Source organism: Streptomyces sp. Root1304, assembly GCF_001426405.1.
GTDB lineage: Bacteria > Actinomycetota > Actinomycetes > Streptomycetales > Streptomycetaceae > Streptomyces.
Genome location: NZ_LMEP01000001.1, coordinates 310423 through 327711, shown reverse-complemented (window position 1 = coordinate 327711; position 17289 = coordinate 310423). Strand labels below are relative to the sequence as shown.

Sequence of the window (17289 nt, the reverse complement as noted above, 5' to 3'; positions counted from 1 at the left end):
GAATTCCAGGAGTCGTTATGCGCACCGCCCTTCGCACCGCCACCGCCGTCGCCCTCCTCGCGGGCGTCGCGCTCACCGCCCCGGCGCTCACCGCCGGAGCCGCCTTCGCGGCCGACGGCCCGGCCGCCGTCGCCACCGCCGGTGCGAATCCGTCCGCCCGGCCGTCCGGTCAGCCGTCCGCCCAGCCGTCCGCGGCGCCGACCACCGGGGCCTCCGCCCGGCCGGCCGCCCAGCCGTCCGGTCAGCCCTCGGCGGCGCCGACGGCGAAGGCGTCCTCGGTGCCGTCCTCCGCGCCCACGGAGAAGGCCGGTGCCCCGGTCGTGATCGGTGCGTGCACCGTCCAGCAGGTCATCGATTCGGTCTACCCCTTCCCGGGCATGACGGTGACCCTCACCAACGACCTCAAGACCGGCCCGAAGGCCGTCCTGCGGGACGGCGACGAGATCGTCGCCACGGTGGACCGCGAGCACCGGGTGAACGGTACGTCCGGCCTCGTCATCGACCGCGCCCTCACCGTCCGGCCGCAGTTCGGCCAGCGCACCCAGGGCGGCGCCCCCTACACGTGGACGTCGTTCCCGGAGCTGCCCAAGGGCTGCGCGTCCTTCGAGACCCCCGGGCCCGGCCCGGTCGAGCGGACGGGTGAGTGCACCGTCACGCAGGTCGTTCCCTCGGTCTTCGGCCTGGGCTGGAGCGTCACCCTCACCAACGATCTGAGGAAGGGGCCGAAGGCGGTTCTCGTCGACGACAACGGCGAGGTCGCGGGCACCGCCGACCGCGCCCACCCCCTCGACGGCCACGTCGGCGTCACCGTCAAGGGCGCGAACACCCTCACCCCGGTCCTCGGCCAGCGCACCCAGGGCGGCGACACGCCGTTCCGCTGGACCGCCTTCCCGAAGCTCCCCAAGGGCTGCGGCGAGGACACCGCCGGCACCACCACCGGCGCGGGCGACACCGACACCACCACCCACACCGGCCAGACCTCGGTCATCCCGAAGGGCGGCGTCGCGGCCGGTGCCGAGTTCGCTCCCGCCGACGACTCCACCACCCTGATCGCCGCCGGTGCCGGCGCCGCCGCGGTCACCGCCGCCGGGCTCGGCTTCGTCGCCCTGCGCCGCCGGGGCGCCCGCGTCTGATCCGTACCGCATGCTCCGCCCCTTGACCCGAGCGGGAGCGCACCCCACCCCGAGGCCGGTCGCCGCCCCACGCGGCGGCCGGCCGCACCCCGTACAGCCCGTACACGCCCCGTACCTGCCCTCCGCCCGGAGCCCGCCCGTGAACCGTCGCCGTCACCCCGCCCGTACCGCCACCGCCTCCGCGCTCCTCCTCGCCGCCCTCGTCGCGCTCACCGGGTGTTCCGCCGGGGCCGCGCCCGAGACCCCGCCCGCGCGGATCTCGGGGGCCTCCGCCGCGCCCGCGCCCGCGAGGACCGCCGGGCTCGTGAAGCCGCTCGCGCGTTCGCTGCCCGTCCGGGTCCGGGTGCCCGCCGCCGGGGTCGACACCGGGCCGGTCCTGGAGCTGGGGCTCGCCGCCGACGGGACCGTCGAGGTGCCCTCCGTCGCGGACGCCGGCCGCATCGGCTGGTACGACAAGGGCGTCACGCCCGGCGAGACCGGACCCGCCGTGCTCATCGGGCACTTCGACACCGCACGCGGCCCGGCGGTCCTGAAGAACGTCTCCCGGGTGCGCGTCGGCGACGGGATCACCGTCTCCCGCGCGGACGGCACCACCGCCGTATTCCGCGTCAGGGAACTGGAGCAGGTCGACAAGGACGCCTTCCCGACCGCCAAGGTGTACGGCGACACCCGGGGGCCCGAGCTGCGGCTCGTCACCTGCGGCGGGGAGCTGACCGACGGCCACCGCCCCGACAACATCATTCTGTACGCGGACCTCGTGGCCACGCGGGCCGCCTGAGCCTCCGCCGCCCCGCTGAGGCACAATCGGCGGCATGACGACCCCCGAGCCGACCCCCGAGCCCAGCCACGAGCCGAGCCGCGAGTCGACCCCCGAGCAGCCGTCCGCCGAGTTCGCCGACCGCGTCTTCCGGTCGCCCCTCGGGATCGCGAGCGGGGTGTTCCTGCTGCTGCTCGCGGCCCTCTTCGCCGGTGACGCGATGGTCAGGGGCGAGGGCCGGTCGCCCTGGATCGCGCTCGCCGGGCTGCTCCTCGCCGTGCCGCTGATCGTGGCGTTCACGATCCGGCCCGCCGTGTACGCCAACGACCACCGGCTCCGGATCCGCAACCCGTTCCGGTCGATCACCCTGCCCTGGGCGACCGTCGCGGACATCCGGGCCGGCTACTCCAGCGAGGTCTTCACGCAGGAGGGTGCCAAGTACCAGCTGTGGGCGGTCCCCGTCTCGCTGCGCCAGCGCAAGAAGGCGGCCCGCAAGGCGGCCCGCGCCTCCCAGGACGATCCGCACGGCCGTACGTCCACCACCGCCGACGTGCGGGACAGCGCCTCCCGGACCGCGCCCACCGACCAGACCGTCGCCGACCTGCGCGAGCTGGCCTCGCTGCACGCCGGGAACCCGGGGGCGCGGGGCGAGGTGCGGGTGCGCTGGGCGTTCGAGATCATCGCTCCCGCCGTGGCCGGACTGCTGCTCCTGGTCATCCTGATCGCGACACGCTGACCGGTTCTCGACGGTGCCCGCAGGGGGCCGGTGTCCTAGGGGCAACGGCCCGGTGAAGCGTGCCGTCGAGCGATTGGTTTAGCACCCAACAGTCACCGCCGTCTCCATAGATTGCGCTTGCCGAGACTGTGGGGGTGGGGGCGATGACCAAGGGCACCGGTGTGTCCGGAACGCGCTGTCTGGTCGACATGGGGGCCGACGGGCGCTACGGGTGGCGGCTCGTCGCCCAGAACGGAAGGGTCGTCGCGCGGTCGGGGGGCTGCTACGAGGACCACGCCGGGTGCCGGGCGGCCTTCGCCGCGCTGTGCGCCGGGCACGCGACCCTGGCCGGCGGGGTGCAGCACACCGCAGGCGGCAACGGCTGGGTCTGGCTGCTGCGCGACGCCGATGGGCGTACCGCCGCCCTCTCCGGACGGTCCTACGAGCGCCACTCCACCTGTCGCACCGCCTATGCGCGATTCCGGGCGCTGATCGCCGAAGAAGGACCCCGGTGGGCCTCAACCGCCTTACGGTGAACGGAAGTTGCCCCGCGCACGCCCCTCGTTCACATCGCGTGGCGCGCAAGGCCACCGGGCGGGACTTACGTCCTCACCGTGACGACCGAGACCCTTGACCCGCCGCCCGGCCCGCCGCCCGGGGAACCGCCGACCGGCACCCCGCCGTCCGGCGGCCCGGCGGACCCGCCGACCGACACGCCGAGACGGCTGCACGCCGACCCCGGCCTCCCCGACCGGGTCTTCCGCACCGTCGCCCGCACCGGCGGCGGCCTCGTCCTCGCGGTCATGCTCCTCGTCGGCGGCTTCCTGCTGCACCGCGCCTGGCAGGCCCTGGACCGCGCCGGGTTCGCCTTCCTCAGCACCGAGAGCTGGGAACCGGACGGCGGACGCTTCGGGATCGCGGCCGTCCTCCTCGGCACCGTCCTCATCGCGCTCGTCGCGATCGTCGTGGCCGTGCCGCTCGCCACCGGCGCCGCGCTCTACATCTCCGAGTACGCGCCGCCCCGGCTGCGCCGCACCCTCGTCTCCACCGTCGACCTGATGGCCGCCGTGCCCTCCGTCGTCTACGGCCTCTGGGGCGTCTTCTGGCTGGAGGAATCGATCCTCCCGATCGCCCGCTGGATCGCCACCTACCTCGGCTGGATCCCGTTCCTCCGGGTCGACGGCGCCGACCCGGACGACCCGCTGGCCCCGCCCACCGTCTACACCTCGTCCACCTTCGTCGCCGGTCTCGTCGTCGCCATGATGGTCGCGCCGATCATCTGCTCGATCATGCGCGAGGTCTTCTCCCAGGCCCCCGCCGGCGAACGCGAGGGCGCCTACGCGCTCGGCGCCACCCGCTGGGGCATGATCCGCAGCGTCGTCCTGCCCTTCGGCAAGGGCGGCATGATCGGCGGCACCATGCTCGGCCTCGGCCGCGCCCTCGGCGAGACCATCGCCGTCTACATGGTCATCTCGCAGGTCTTCACCGTCCAGTGGCACGTCCTGCAGACCGGCACCAGCTCGGTGTCCTCCCTCATCGCCCTGCGCTACGGCGAGGCCACGCCCTTCGGGATGTCCGCCCTCATGGCGGCCGGCTTCGCGCTCTTCGTCATGACCCTGATCGTCAACTTCGCCGCCTCGTCCATCGTCGCCCGCAGCCGCTCCGGCGCCACCAGCGACGCGTAACAGGGGAAACCACATGACCATCGCCCCGGAGCGGCCGCGGCTGCGCCCGCCCGCCGAGAAGTCCCCGCCGCCCGGACCCGAACACCGCAGGACCACCGGCAGCCTGCGCGCCTCCGACGTGTACGCCGTGCTCGGCGCCGCCGCCGCCTCGCTCGCCCTCACCTGGCTGCTCTTCGCCCGCCTGCTGCCCTTCAGCGGCGCCGTCGGCTTCGCCCTCGTCGCGTACGTCCTCTTCCTCGGGCTCTACGCGGTCCTCGTCTCCTTCGACGAGGACGGGCCCGCCGTGCGCGACCGGATCGCGGGCGTCCTCGTCCGCACCTTCGGGCTGCTCCTCCTCACCGTCCTGGTCTTCGTCGTCGCCTTCACGCTCTGGGAAGGACGCGAGGCCCTCGTCCACCTCAACTTCTTCACCCAGGACATGAGCCTCGCCGGACCCCTCGAACCGCTCGACGTCGGCGGCATCCTGCACGCTGTCGTCGGCACCCTCGAACAGGTCGGCATCGCCCTCGCGCTCACCGTGCCCACCGGCATCGTCTGTGCGGTCTTCCTCACGGAGGTGCCGGGCGCCTTCGCCCGCCTCGTCCGCACCGTCGTCGAGGCCATGACGGCACTGCCCTCGATCGTCGCGGGCCTGTTCGTCTACGCGACCGTCATCCTCGGCCTCGGCATGGAACGCTCCGGCCTCGCCGCCTCCCTCGCCCTCTCCGTGATGATGCTGCCGATCATCATCCGCGCCGCCGACGTCGTCATCCGGCTGGTCCCCGGCACGCTGCGGGAGGCCTCGTACGCCATGGGGTCCTCGCGCTGGCGCACCGTCTGGCACGTGGTGCTGCCCACCGCCCGCTCGGGGCTCACCACGGCCGTGATCCTCGGCACCGCGCGCGGGGTGGGGGAGACCTCGCCCGTGCTGCTCACCGCCGGCTTCACCGCCGAGCTGAACGCCCTGCCGACCTCCGGCGCCCAGGTCTCCCTGCCGCTCGCCACCTTCGAGCTCGTCAAGTCGCCCGAACCGAACATGATCGCCCGCGGGTTCGGTACCGCCGCCGTCCTCATGCTGCTCGTCCTGCTCCTGTTCGTCCTCGCCCGGATCGCGGGCGGGCGCGGCCCAGGACAGCTGACGAAGCGCCAGGAGCGGCGCCGGGCCGAGGCGTCCCGGCGCGACGCCGCCCGAGCGGACCGATCCGCACCCGCATCGCCGAGGAGTACGCCGTGAGAGCCGTGTCCGCCACCCGCACCCTGCTGGGCCTCGCCGCCGCCCTGTGCGTGCTGCTCGCCCTGCTCGTCCAGCCGCCCGCCGCACAGGCCGCCGGCTACACCAAGATCACCGGATCCGGCTCCACCTGGAGCTCCAACGCCGTCGAGCAGTGGCGCCGCAACATCGGCGCCAACACCGGACTGACCGTCAACTTCAACGCCAACGGCTCCTCCCAGGGCCGCGAGCAGTTCAAGAACGGCACCGTCGACTTCGCCGTCTCCGAGATCCCGTACGGCCTCAAGGACGGCAACGCCACCGACGTGCCGCCCAGCCGCGGGTACGCGTACATGCCGATCGTCGCCGGTGGCACCGCCTTCATGTACAACCTGCGGATCAGCGGCCGCCAGGTCACCAACCTGCGGCTCTCCGGGCCCGTACTCGCCGGGATCTTCACCGGCCGGCTGACCATGTGGAACGCGCCCGAGATCAAGGCCGACAACCCCGGCCTCACGCTCCCCGCGCGCCGCATCGTCCCCGTCGTGCGCTCCGACGGCTCGGGCACCACCGCCCAGTTCACCACCTGGCTCGCCAAGGAGCAGGGCGCCGTCTGGAACGACTACTGCCGACGCGCGGGCCGCGACACGCCCTGCGGCATGACCTCGTACTTCCCGGTGGTGCCCGGCACCACCACCGTCGCCAAGTCCGGCTCCCTCGGCGTCTCCGCCCATGTGCGCCAGCCGCAGGGCGAGGGGGCCATCACCTACGTCGAGTACTCCTACGCGATCAACGCCCACTTCCCGGTCGCCAAGATCCTCAACTCCGCCGGGTACTACGTCGAGCCGACCGCCTCCAGCGTCGCCGTCGCCCTGCTCAGCGCCCGGATCAACGACGACAAGAACTCGACGGACTACCTCACCCAGATCCTCGACGGCGTCTACCGCACCTCCGACCGGCGCGGCTACCCGCTCTCCAGCTACAGCTACATGGTCGTCCCCACCACCGAGACCGCCCCGCACACCCGGGACAAGGGCCGCTCGATCGGCACCTTCGCCCGCTACTTCCTCTGCGAGGGCCAGCAGCAGGCCGAGGAGCTCGGCTACTCGCCGCTGCCGAAGAACCTCGTCCAGGCGGGCTTCGAACAGGTCCGCCGGATACCCGGGGCGCCCACCGGCGCCGTCGACCTGGCCGGCTGCCGCAACCCCACCTTCTCGGCGGACGGCACCAACACCCTCGCCAGGAACGCCCCCATGCCCAAGGCCTGCGACAAGCGCGGCGCGACCCAGTGCGGGGACGGGACGGGCGGTGCGCGCGGCTCGAACACCCCGGTGAACAACGGAGGTTCGGCCACCGGCGGAGGGTCCACCGGCGGCAGCGCCAACGGCTCCTCGGCCGGCTCCTCCCAGGGCTCCGGCACCAACGGAGGCTCCACCACCGGAGGTTCCGGCGGCGCCACCGGCTCCGCCACCACCTCCGGCACCGGCAACGGCGGTGCCACGAGCGGCGGTACGGCCGCCGGAACCGGCTCGGCCGCCGGCGGCGGCGCCACCGGAGGCGGAGCCGTCGACCCCGACACCGGCGAGGTCCTCGGCGGGGACGCGGGCGGCGGCAACGGCGCCACCGGCGGAGGGGACCCCGGCGGCGGCATCGTCGGCACCCCGGTCACCCTCGCCGCCGAGACCGGCGGCGGCCTGCGCGGGGTGCTCATGGCCCTCTCCGTGGTCCTGCTCCTCGCCACCGTCGTCGGCCCGCCGCTCGTCGGGCGCGCCCTCACCGCCCGCGCCCAGCGTCAGGGAGGCACCCGATGAAGCCCACGGCCCGCAGGAGGGGGGCCGGCGTCGGCGCCCTGCTCGCCGCCCTCGTCCTGGCCCTGCTGCCGCTGCCCTCGCAGCCCGCCGCGGCCGCCGCGGGACCCGACGGCTCGGCGCTGACGAAACGCGGCACCAAGGGCCCGTACGACGACTTCTCCGGCCTCGAAGTCACCGTCCACCAGACCAGGAACCTGCGGGCGCAGGGCCTGAAGGTGACCTGGAAGGGCGGGAAGCCGACCCAGGGCTACAACACCGACTACCTCCAGATCATGCAGTGCTGGGGCGACGACCCCGCCGGGCCGAAGCGGGAACAGTGCCAGTTCGGCGCGGGCAGCAAGGGCTCCGACTTCGGCGCCTTCGTCGGCAGCCGTCTCCTCCCGGTCGGCTCCGACCCGCTGGAGAAGCAGTACGCCTCGGAGATCCCCAGCCCGGAGTACCCCGGGCAGACGACCGATCCGTTCGTGCCCTTCACCCCGGTCTCGGGGCCGCCCACGACCAAGCCCACCGACTGGACCTACTTCAGCTCCGGCGACACCAACGAGGAGTTCTTCGCCGCCACCCAGCCCGACGGCACCGGCGAGGCGGCCGTGAGCCTCCAGACCACCCGGGAGGCCCCGCACCTCGGCTGCGGCGACCCGGTCGGCACGGGCGCGGACGCCAGGGGCCGCGGCTGCTGGCTCGTCGTGGTGCCCCGCGGCTCCCACGACCCGAACGGCACCCCCGGCACCAACGGACGCCCGGTCACCTCCGCGCTCTCCACCACCAACTGGAACCAGCGGATCGTCTTCCCGCTCGACTTCCTGCCGGTCCGCGAGGCCTGCCCGGCAGACAAGGAGGAGCGCCGCATGACCGGCTCCGAGCTGGTCACCGACGCCCTCACCTCCTGGCAGTCCGCGCTCTGCGCCGAGGGCACCACCCGTTTCACCTTCACCCAGCGCGGCGAGGACCTGGCCCGGGGCAACCTGCTCAACCCGACCGCCACCTCGCCGGGCCTCGCCTTCACGGTCCAGCCCGTGGAGGGCGGCGAGAAGGCGGGCTTCGTCCACGCGCCCGTCGCCGTCAACGGGCTCACCGTCGGCCTCTACTGGGAGGCGGACCGGATCGGACTCGTCAGGGACCTGAAGCTGAACCCCCGGCTCCTGGCGAAGCTGCTCACCGCCTCCTACCCGTACGACGTCCGGCTGCTCAGCAACACCGCGCCCGTCCCCGACCACCTCAAGGGCAACCCGGAGTCCATCCTCCGTGACCAGGAATTCCTGAAACTGAATCCGGAGTTCACGCGTTTCCCGCAGGCCCCCCAGAATTATCCCGGCGGAATCATGGTCGCCGCAGACCGCTCGGACAGTGCCCGGATCGTCTGGGACTATCTGCGCGCCGACCGCGACGCACGCGCTTTCCTGGCCGGAAATCCGGACCCCTGGGGAACGAAGATCAACCCCTACTTCAAGGATCTCGGGCTCGCCGCGGCGGGCTCCGACGAATTCATGAAGGCGGACCCCACGGAAACGGAACTCGTGCTCCCGCCGAAGGCCATCACCTACGGCCAGGTCGACCGCTCGCCGTACGCCCTCGACATGCACGACGCCGCACGCTGGGTCCGCCGGGGCACCAACGGGGCCAAGGACCAGGTCGCCACCGACACCGTGACCAACGAGCTGAAGCTCGTCAGCGGCGACGTCCGCCCCGGCGGCCGGCGCGCCTACGGGATCGTCGACGCCGCCACGGCCGCCCGCTACCAGCTCCAGATCGCCGCCCTGCCGAACGCCGACGGAAACTTCGTCCGGCCCAGCACCCCGTCCCTGCTCGAAGCGGTCGGGCAGCTCAAGGACTCGGCCGTCCCCGGCGTCCTCGCCCCCGACCCGACGCGGGCCAGGAAGGGCGCCTACCCGCTGACGGTCGTCACCTACGCCGCCGCCTCCACCGCCCTCCCCGCGGACGCCCGCCGGGACTACGCGCGCGTGCTGCGGTACGCGGCGGGACCCGGGCAGAAGCAGGGCACCGCCCCCGGCGAGCTGCCGCTGGGCTACGCCCCGCTGCCCGCGGAGCTGAAGGCCCGGACGCTGGCCGCGGCCGGCCGGCTGGAACGCGGCGCACCGCCGGGACCCGGCACCACCGGGGGCACGGACTCCGGCGCGGGCTCCTCGGCCGGCTCCGGTACGGGCGGGTCCGCGGACTCCGGCGGTACGGGAACGGGCGGCGCCACCGGCGCGGGCTCCGGCGGTACGGCCGCCGGGGGAGCGGCGGGCTCGTCCGGCGGACCGGGCGGGACCGGCGCGACCGGAGGCTCCGGCGGTACGGCCGCGAGCGGCGGCTCCGGCGCGAACGGCGGCGCGGGCGGCACCGGCGGCTCCACGGCCGAGCGGCTCGCCGACACCGGCAGCACCCCCTCCCAGGTCCTCGGTGCCGTCCGCTGGGTCCTCCTCGCGGTCCTCGTCGCCGGCGGCCTCGCCGGACTCGCGGGACCCGTCGTCCTCGGAATCGCCGGACGTTGCCGGATTCCCTCGGATTCACCTAGGACAGGAATTCGTAACCTGAAGAGCGGCTGATCGTGGTGGTCGCCGGGTTCGCCGTACGGAATTGTTGTTCCCGGCCGGTCGACGGACCGGCCGGATAAAGAATCCGGATTTTGCTTGTGCGTCCATTCCATGACATCCGTTTCCACGGAGGAGATCAGAAGTGAACGTCAAGTCCCGCGCTCGTATCGGTGCCGCCCTCGGTGTGGCCGCCCTCGGTCTCGGTGTCGCCCTCGCCCCCGCCGCGCAGGCCGACCCCAGCCCGGTCACCCAGTACCGCACGCTCGCCGGCGTCGGCTCCGACACGACCCAGGACGTCGTGAACGGCCTCGGCAACGTCGTCGTGAACGCTTTCGGCCAGAAGATCATCGCGTCCTGGGACGCCACCGGCACCGCCACCATCAAGACCAAGGCGACCGGCTGTGTGATCAACCGGCCCAACGGCTCCTCGGGCGGCATCGACGCCCTGCGCAACGCCGTGGACACCAACTCCGGGTGCCTCGACTTCGCCCGCTCCTCGCGCGGCCCGGTCGACAGCAGCACCACGGACCTCACCTGGATCCCCTTCGCCAAGGACGCGGTGTCCTGGGTGAAGCGCTCCGACAGCGCGCTGCCCACCGACCTGACGGTGGCCCAGCTGAAGGCGATCTACGAGTGCACCACCACGTCCCTCAACGGTGTGGCCCTCACCCCGATCCTGCCGCAGGCCAACTCCGGCACGCGTCAGTTCTTCCTCTCCTCCATCGGCGTGACCACCCCGGGCACCTGCGTCCAGCAGGGCGTCCAGGAGAACGACGGCACCGTCCTCGACAGCGCCGGTGACATCGCGCCCTACTCCGTCGCCCAGTACACGGCGCAGGAGAAGGCCGTCGTCACGGACCGCCGCGGTGCCGCCGTGCTCGGCTCCGTCGCCGGTGTCGCCCCGCGCAACGCCGACAAGACGCTGAACCCGCTCTTCGGCATCAAGCGCGACGTCTACAACGTGGTCCCGACCGCGAAGCTCACCAACGCCACGATCGCCCAGACGTTCGTCGGCTCGGCCTCCAAGGTCTGCGCCGCCGGCACCACGATCACCAACTACGGCTTCGGCACCCTCGGCGCCGACTGCGGCACCACCACCCTCAAGGGCGAGCGCTGACCACCGGCTCCCCTGACCGCACACCGGCCGGGCACCCTCGGGTGCCCGGCCCCCCGGCGTGTCCCGCAGCGATCACCACCCACACCCACCGGTCACCACCCGGCCCCGCCTCGGAGGAACTCCACCCCATGAACCCGGTCGCACCCCTCAGATCACCCGTGGCCCTGCTCACGGCACTCGCCCTCCTCTGCGGCACGCTGGCGATCGTCCTGGCCCTGTCCACGCCCGCCGCCGCCCTCACCCGGCACGGCACCCTCACGCTGACCCCCGCCGCCGGCACCCTCGCCGCCGGACCGGCCTCGCTCACCGCCTCCGGTCCCTGCCCCACCCCCGCCGAGGCCGACAAGCCGTACGTCAAGGGCGTCCTCGCCCTCGTCAACCCCGGCGACCCGACCCTCAGCGCACCGATCGCCGAGGTCGTGCCCGGCGGCCCGCTCGGCACCACCCCGATATCCGGCACGCTCACCACCTCCGGCACCGGACACGCCACCCTCCAGGAGCGGCTGCGCGAGATCGTGCCCTCCGGGCCCCTGGACGGCCGGTACGAGCTGCGGCTCTTCTGCGAGACGGCGGACGCGGAGGCGCGGGCCGCGTACTTCTCCCAGATGATCGAGGTCACCGGCGAGGACTGGGCCGCCATCGGCCAGCAGGCGACCAACCTGACGGTCTCCTCCGACAGCGCCCTCCCGCCCGCCGGCCGCCCCTTCCCGGTCCGCGCCGAGATCCAGCCGGCGAGCGCGGCCGGCACCGTCACCTTCCTCACCCTCGACAGCAACGGCGAGCCCGTCGAGCTGGGGACGAAGGAACTCGTCGACGGCAAGGCGGAGGTGACCGCCACCATGCACGACACCGTCAACCTGGACATGGCCGTCCTCGCGCAGTTCACGCCCGCCGACCCCGCCGCGTACACCGCCACCTCGAACCTCGCCGTGTTCATCGCGGGCCCGGCCACCACCCCGACCCCGACCGGCACGCCGAGCACCGAACCCACCCCCACCGACACCCCCACCGGCACCCCGAGCACCGGGCCCACCGACGGCCCGACGGACGGACCCACCGACGGCCCGACCGACGAGCCCACCCCGACGGACAGCACCGGCCCCACGCCGACCGCCACCGACACCACGGGCACCGACACCACCGGCGGCTCCGGAACCTCCGGCGGTACGGACACCTCGGGCGGCACCGGCACCTCCGGCGGCAGCGGCTCCGGCTCCACCGGCGGCACCACCACCACCGGCGGCGGCTCCCTCGCCGCCACCGGCTCCACCGCCGCGTCCGCCGCCCTCGGCTCGCTCACGCTCTGCCTCCTCGGCGCGGCCGCCGTCATCCGGACCCGCCGCCGCAAGGGCGGCGCCCGCCCGTGACGACCGCACCGCCACCCACCGCCCCCCGCGCCGGGCTCGCCCTGGCCGGGGCGGCGCTGTCCGTGCTCGCCGCGCTGCTCATCGGATTCGCCGCCAACCTCACCGTCCTCGGCCACCTCCAGCACGCCCGCGACCAGTCCACCGCCTACGACGAACTGCGCGAACAACTCGCCCTCGGCACCGCCCCGGTGGGCCAGCTCACCTACGACGGCAAACCGCTCGGGCCCGGCGCCCCGGTGGCCCTGATCCGCATCCCCGCGCTCGGCCTGCGCGAGGTCGTCGCCGAGGGCACCACCTCCGGGGTCCTGATGTCGGGCCCCGGCCACCGCCGCGACACGGCCCTGCCCGGCCAGGCCGGGACCAGCGTCGTCATGGGCCGCACCTGGGGGTACGGCAGCCCCTTCAACGACGTGCACCGGCTGCCGAACGGCGCCCGCATCGAGGTCACCACCGGACAGGGCGAGGCCGTGTACGAGGTGACCGGCGTCCGCCGCCCCGGCGACCCCAACCCGGCACCCCTCGGCGCCGGTCAGGGGCGGCTCACGCTGATGACCGCGAGCGGCGGCGCGTACACCCCCGAGGACCTCGTCCGCGTCGACGCCCGACTGCTCGGCACCGCGTGGCCCAGCCCGCCGAGGCCACTGCGCCCCGGCTGGATCACGGCGGCCGAGAAGCCCCTCGCGGGCGACCCCGACGCCTGGTCCGGGATCTTCCTCGGCGCGCAGGCGCTGCTCCTCGCCGCCCTGCTCGCCGTGTTCGCCCGCCGCCGCTGGGGCGCCCGGCAGGCCTGGGTCACCGCCGTGCCCGTCCTCGTCGCCCTCGGCGTCCTCGTCTCCGGCGAGCTGACCCGTCTCCTCCCCAACCTCCTCTGACCGCTGTGGAGTCCACACCGTGACCGATCTCGCCGACACCGTCACCCTGCCGCCCGTGCCGGGCGCCGGACCGGCGGCCCCGTCCCGGGCCGCCGCCCTCGAAGCCGAGGCCGTCTCCGCCTGGTTCGGGGACCGCAAGGTCCTCGACCGGGTCTCGCTCGCCATGCCCGCCCGCGAGGTCACCGCCCTCATCGGCCCCTCCGGCTGCGGCAAGTCGACCTTCCTGCGCATCCTCAACCGGATGCACGAACTCACCGGCACCGCCTCGCTCGCCGGCCGGGTCCTCCTCGACGGCGCCGACATCTACGACCGGGGCCGCCGCATCACCCACGCCCGCCGCGAGATCGGCATGGTCTTCCAGAAGCCCAACCCGTTCCCCGCCATGTCCCTGTACGAGAACGTCCTCGCCGGCCTGAAGCTCGGCGGCATCCGCGCGGGCAAGGAGGCCAAGGACGACCTCGTCGAGGAGTGCCTCACCAAGGCCGGACTCTGGCGCGAGGTCAGGGACCGGCTGCGGCAGCCCGGCGGGGCGCTCTCCGGCGGTCAGCAGCAGCGCCTCTGCATCGCCCGCTCGCTCGCCGTCCGCCCCCGCGTCCTGCTCATGGACGAGCCCTGCTCGGCCCTCGACCCGACCTCCACCCGGCGCGTCGAGGAGACCATCGCCGAGCTGAAGTCCGAGGTCACCGTCGTCATCGTCACCCACAACATGCAGCAGGCGGCCCGGGTCTCCGACTCCTGCGCCTTCTTCCTCGCCGAACAGGGCACGCCCGGTGTGATCGTCGAACACGGGCCCACGGAGACCGTGTTCGGCTCACCCACGGACCCGCGCACCGCCGACTACGTCAACGGCCGCTTCGGCTAGACACCCCCAGGCCCGTTCAGGGCGCCCCGTCCCACACCAGCAGCATGTGGCCGCCCAGCCACGCCGAGGAGAGCGCCGCCCCCGTGAGCACGAGGGCGGCGGCCGGCCGCCGGGCCCGGGCGATCCCCGCCGCGAGCGGCAGCAGCAGCGGGAAGCCCGGCAGCAGGAAGCGGGCCCGGGGGAACCACACCCCGCCGCTGCCCAGCACCACCAGCAGCAGCACCCCCGTGAACACCAGCAGCGGCAGCGGCTGCCGGTCGGCGAGACAGCACAGGAAGAGCCCGGCCGAGAGCAGCAGCACCACCGACACGACGGACAGGAAGAACGGCTCGTACTGGGTGTAGACCAGGTACTTCCGCAGCGCCCCCAGGGTCAGCGCGCCGCCGTCCCACTGGTTCCCCCACAGCCGCTGCACCTCGAAGTACCCGTCCCAGCGCCCCCGTACGAGCCCCACCCAGCCGACGTACCCCAGCCAGCCCAGCGGGGCGACCAGCGCGGCGGCCAGGGCGCGGCCGTCGCGGCGCCGGGCGGCGAGCAGTCCGGCCGCGGTCACCGCCGCCGCCACCGCGAGCCCCGTCGGCCGGGTGAGCCCGGCGGCCACCGCGAGCCCCGCCGCCCACGCCCAGCGCCCGTCGAGGACCGCGTACAGCGCCCAGGCGGCGAGCGCCGTGAACAGCGACTCCGTGTAGGCCGTCCACTCCACCGCGGCCACCGGCGAGGCACCCCACAGAACCGCGAGGACCGTGCCCGTACGGCGGCCGTGCAGCCGGTCGCCGACCGCGAAGATCCCCCAGGCGGCGGCCGTCGAGCAGACCACGGCCAGCCCGAGCGCGAGCGCGGCGGGGGAGCCCGGGAGCACCGCCGAGAGCGCCCGGACCAGCCCGGGGAAGAGCGGGAAGAACGCCAGGTTCCGGGGGTAGGAGGGCTCCGCCGTGTACCCGTGACCGGCGATGTCCAGGTACCAGAGCGAGTCCCAGGACCCGGCGAGCAGCGGCAGCAGCCCGTGCCCCTTGAGATGCGCCCAGCGGGCGAGCACGGCGAGGCCCAGCAGCCGTACCGCCAGATACCCGAGCAGCGCGGGGGCGGCGTGCCGCAGCGCACCGAACCGGGGGGCCGGGCGGGGCGGTCGGCCCGGGCGGGGCGGGGCGGATCGGGGGGTACGGGTGGCGGGGACGGACGGCACGGGGGTCACGGACACCGGGTCACCCTGGCGCGCGCCCCCGGCGCGCGGGAGACGCCTTGCGTCACGTGCCGTACGGGGTTCACCCGGACGGGCGAAGGAACGGGGACGGGAGCGCGGGGTACGGCGAAACGGGGCCGGTACGGGGACGGGAGCGCGGGGGACGCGCAAGGGGGCCGGTACGGAAGTGATTCCCTACCGGCCCCCCGGAGGCGGCCGGGGTCAGAGCCCCGCGGCCGCCGAGAGGTCCCGCTTGATCGCGACCAGCAGCTCCGAGGCCTTCGCGCGGGCCGGGGCGAGGTCGACCGCCGCGGCGACGGGCACCACGACCTCCAGGTAGCACTTCAGCTTGGGCTCCGTACCGCTCGGGCGGACGATCACCCGTGCCTTGTACGCGCCCTCCAGGTGGTAGCGCAGCCCGTCCGTGGGCGGCAGCGACTCGGTGCCCTTCGTCAGGTCCTCCGCCGAGGCCACGGTCAGGCCGGCCAGCGACACCGGCGGGCGCTCGCGCAGCGCCGCCATGGCGTTCGCGATGACGCTCAGGTCCTCGACCCGGACCGACAGCTGGTCCGTGGCGTGCAGTCCGTGCGCCACCGCCAGGTCGTCGAGCAGGTCGGTCAGCGTCCGGCCCTGCTCCTTGAGCACCGAGGCCAGCTCGGTGACCAGCAGCGCCGCCGTGATGCCGTCCTTGTCGCGGACGCCCTCGGGGTCGACGCAGTAGCCGAGCGCCTCCTCGTAGCCGTAGCGCAGGCCGTCGACGCGGGCGATCCACTTGAAGCCGGTCAGCGTCTCCTCGTAGCCGACGCCCGCGGCCTCCGCGATCCGGCCGAGCAGCGAGGACGACACGATCGACTCGGCGAAGACGCCGGTGGCGCCCTTGTGCACGAGGTGCGCGGCGAGCAGCGCGCCGACCTCGTCGCCGCGGAGCATCCGCCAGCCGCCGGTGACCGAGGGGTCCGGCACGGCCACGGCGCAGCGGTCGGCGTCCGGGTCGTTGGCGATGACCAGGTCGGGGTCCACGGCGCGGGCGGCCTCGAAGGCGAGGTCCATCGCGCCCGGCTCCTCCGGGTTGGGGAAGGCGACCGTCGGGAAGGCCGGGTCGGGCTCGGCCTGCGCGGCGACCAGCGCGGGCGGCGGGAAGCCGGCGCGGGCGAACGCGGCTGTCAGGACGTCCTTGCCGACGCCGTGCATGGCTGTGTAGACGGTCCGCGCGGTGCGGGGGGAACCGTCGGTCAGGACGGCGTCCGTACGCTCCAGGTAGGCGTCCAGGACCTCGTCGCCGAGGGTCTCCCAGCCGGTCTCGGGGCGGGGCACGTCGTGCAGCGAGCGGATCGCGTCGATCTCGGCGGCGATCTCCGCGTCGGCGGGCGGCACGATCTGCGAGCCGTCGCCCAGGTAGACCTTGTAGCCGTTGTCGCGGGGCGGGTTGTGGCTCGCGGTCACCTCGACGCCGGCGACGGCCCCCAGATGCCTTATGGCGTACGCCAGGACCGGCGTCGGCAGCGGGCGGGGGAGCAGCGCGGCGCGCAGCCCGGCTCCGGTCATCACGGCGGCGGTGTCGCGTGCGAAGTCCGCGGACTTGTAGCGGGCGTCGTAGCCGATGACGACGAGGCCGCCGTCCTGGCCCTTGGCCTTGAGGTACGCGGCGAGGCCGGCGGCGGCGCGGATGACGACGGAGCGGTTCATCCGCATGGGGCCCGCGCCGATCTCACCGCGGAGTCCGGCGGTGCCGAACTGCAGGGTGCCGGCGAAACGGGCGGCGAGGTCGTCGGTCGCGCCCGCCTCGATGAGCTTCGCGAGCTCCTCGCGGGTCTCGCTGTCGGGGTCCTCGGCGAGCCATGCCTGGGCCCGGGTGAGGAGGTCGTCCTGCGTCACGGTGTGCCTTTCGGGGTGGGCGGGCGGGAGGGTGGGGGCGTGTGCCGCTGCGCGGAGCCTTTCCCCACCCCGCCCCTTCCCGTAACCGGGGGCGAGCCCCCGGACCCCGTCGGCCTGCGGCCGTGCCCTCAGACGCCGGGCGGGCTGGAAAACCAGCCCCGCCGGCGTCTGAGGCGCGGGGTCCGGGGC

At 74.2% G+C, this 17289-nt stretch carries 14 protein-coding genes; 12 read left to right on the top strand and 2 right to left on the bottom strand.

What is annotated here, in order from left to right; translation table 11 throughout:
- The first annotated feature begins 17 nt into the window (after positions 1 to 17).
- The 12 genes from ASD33_RS01410 to ASD33_RS01355 all read left to right on the top strand — a co-directional run bounded on the left by ASD33_RS01410 (position 18) and on the right by ASD33_RS01355 (position 14045).
- Entirely contained in the window at positions 18 to 1133 is a 1116-nt protein-coding gene (locus ASD33_RS01410) for a PT domain-containing protein (protein ID WP_056551905.1), read from the top strand.
- 139 nt (positions 1134 to 1272) lie between these two features.
- Entirely contained in the window at positions 1273 to 1911 is a 639-nt protein-coding gene (locus ASD33_RS01405; protein ID WP_056551902.1) for a class F sortase, read from the top strand.
- Positions 1912 to 1945: 34 nt separating this feature from the next.
- A complete protein-coding gene (locus ASD33_RS01400; RefSeq protein WP_056551899.1) occupies positions 1946 to 2626 on the top strand; it encodes a PH domain-containing protein in 681 nt (226 codons plus the stop codon).
- A gap of 143 nt (positions 2627 to 2769) precedes the next feature.
- Positions 2770 to 3141, top strand: coding sequence for a DUF1508 domain-containing protein (locus ASD33_RS01395; protein ID WP_056551896.1), 372 nt, complete (start codon positions 2770 to 2772; stop codon positions 3139 to 3141).
- Between the two features lie 78 nt (positions 3142 to 3219).
- Positions 3220 to 4290, top strand: coding sequence for a phosphate ABC transporter permease subunit PstC (gene pstC, locus ASD33_RS01390; protein WP_079044488.1), 1071 nt, complete (start codon positions 3220 to 3222; stop codon positions 4288 to 4290).
- 13 nt (positions 4291 to 4303) lie between these two features.
- Positions 4304 to 5503: a phosphate ABC transporter permease PstA gene (pstA, locus tag ASD33_RS01385; protein ID WP_079044487.1), complete on the top strand. Its 1200-nt coding sequence runs from the start codon at positions 4304 to 4306 to the stop codon at positions 5501 to 5503.
- The gene (gene pstS, locus ASD33_RS01380) at positions 5500 to 7290 is read left to right on the top strand and encodes a phosphate ABC transporter substrate-binding protein PstS (RefSeq protein ID WP_199863425.1); all 1791 of its coding nucleotides are present in this window, start codon (positions 5500 to 5502) and stop codon (positions 7288 to 7290) included. Before pstA ends, pstS begins: the two co-directional genes overlap by 4 nt.
- Positions 7287 to 9839 (top strand): hypothetical protein, encoded by a 2553-nt coding sequence (locus ASD33_RS01375; protein WP_056551893.1) that lies wholly within the window; start codon positions 7287 to 7289, stop codon positions 9837 to 9839. The genes pstS and ASD33_RS01375 overlap by 4 nt, the downstream gene beginning before the upstream one ends.
- Positions 9840 to 9969: 130 nt before the next feature.
- Complete coding sequence (locus ASD33_RS01370) at positions 9970 to 10944, top strand: substrate-binding domain-containing protein (RefSeq protein WP_056551891.1); 975 nt, start codon at positions 9970 to 9972, stop codon at positions 10942 to 10944.
- Positions 10945 to 11072: 128 nt separating this feature from the next.
- Positions 11073 to 12311 (top strand): hypothetical protein, encoded by a 1239-nt coding sequence (locus tag ASD33_RS01365; protein ID WP_056551888.1) that lies wholly within the window; start codon positions 11073 to 11075, stop codon positions 12309 to 12311.
- Positions 12308 to 13183, top strand: a complete 876-nt coding sequence (locus tag ASD33_RS01360; RefSeq protein ID WP_056551885.1) for a class E sortase — start codon at positions 12308 to 12310, stop codon at positions 13181 to 13183. Before ASD33_RS01365 ends, ASD33_RS01360 begins: the two co-directional genes overlap by 4 nt.
- Positions 13184 to 13238: 55 nt before the next feature.
- Positions 13239 to 14045, top strand: coding sequence for a phosphate ABC transporter ATP-binding protein (locus ASD33_RS01355; protein WP_056553706.1), 807 nt, complete (start codon positions 13239 to 13241; stop codon positions 14043 to 14045).
- A gap of 16 nt (positions 14046 to 14061) precedes the next feature.
- On the opposite strand, the gene ASD33_RS01350 is transcribed toward ASD33_RS01355, so the two are convergent.
- Together ASD33_RS01350 and ASD33_RS01345 are read right to left on the bottom strand one after the other, a co-directional pair.
- Positions 14062 to 15141, bottom strand: a complete 1080-nt coding sequence (locus ASD33_RS01350) for a hypothetical protein (protein ID WP_242426840.1) — start codon at positions 15139 to 15141, stop codon at positions 14062 to 14064.
- A gap of 306 nt (positions 15142 to 15447) precedes the next feature.
- Positions 15448 to 17100 carry a phospho-sugar mutase gene (locus tag ASD33_RS01345; protein ID WP_056551878.1) on the bottom strand — a complete coding sequence of 551 codons (1653 nt, stop codon included), beginning with the start codon at positions 17098 to 17100 and terminating at the stop codon, positions 15448 to 15450.
- Positions 17101 to 17289: the final 189 nt, after the last annotated feature.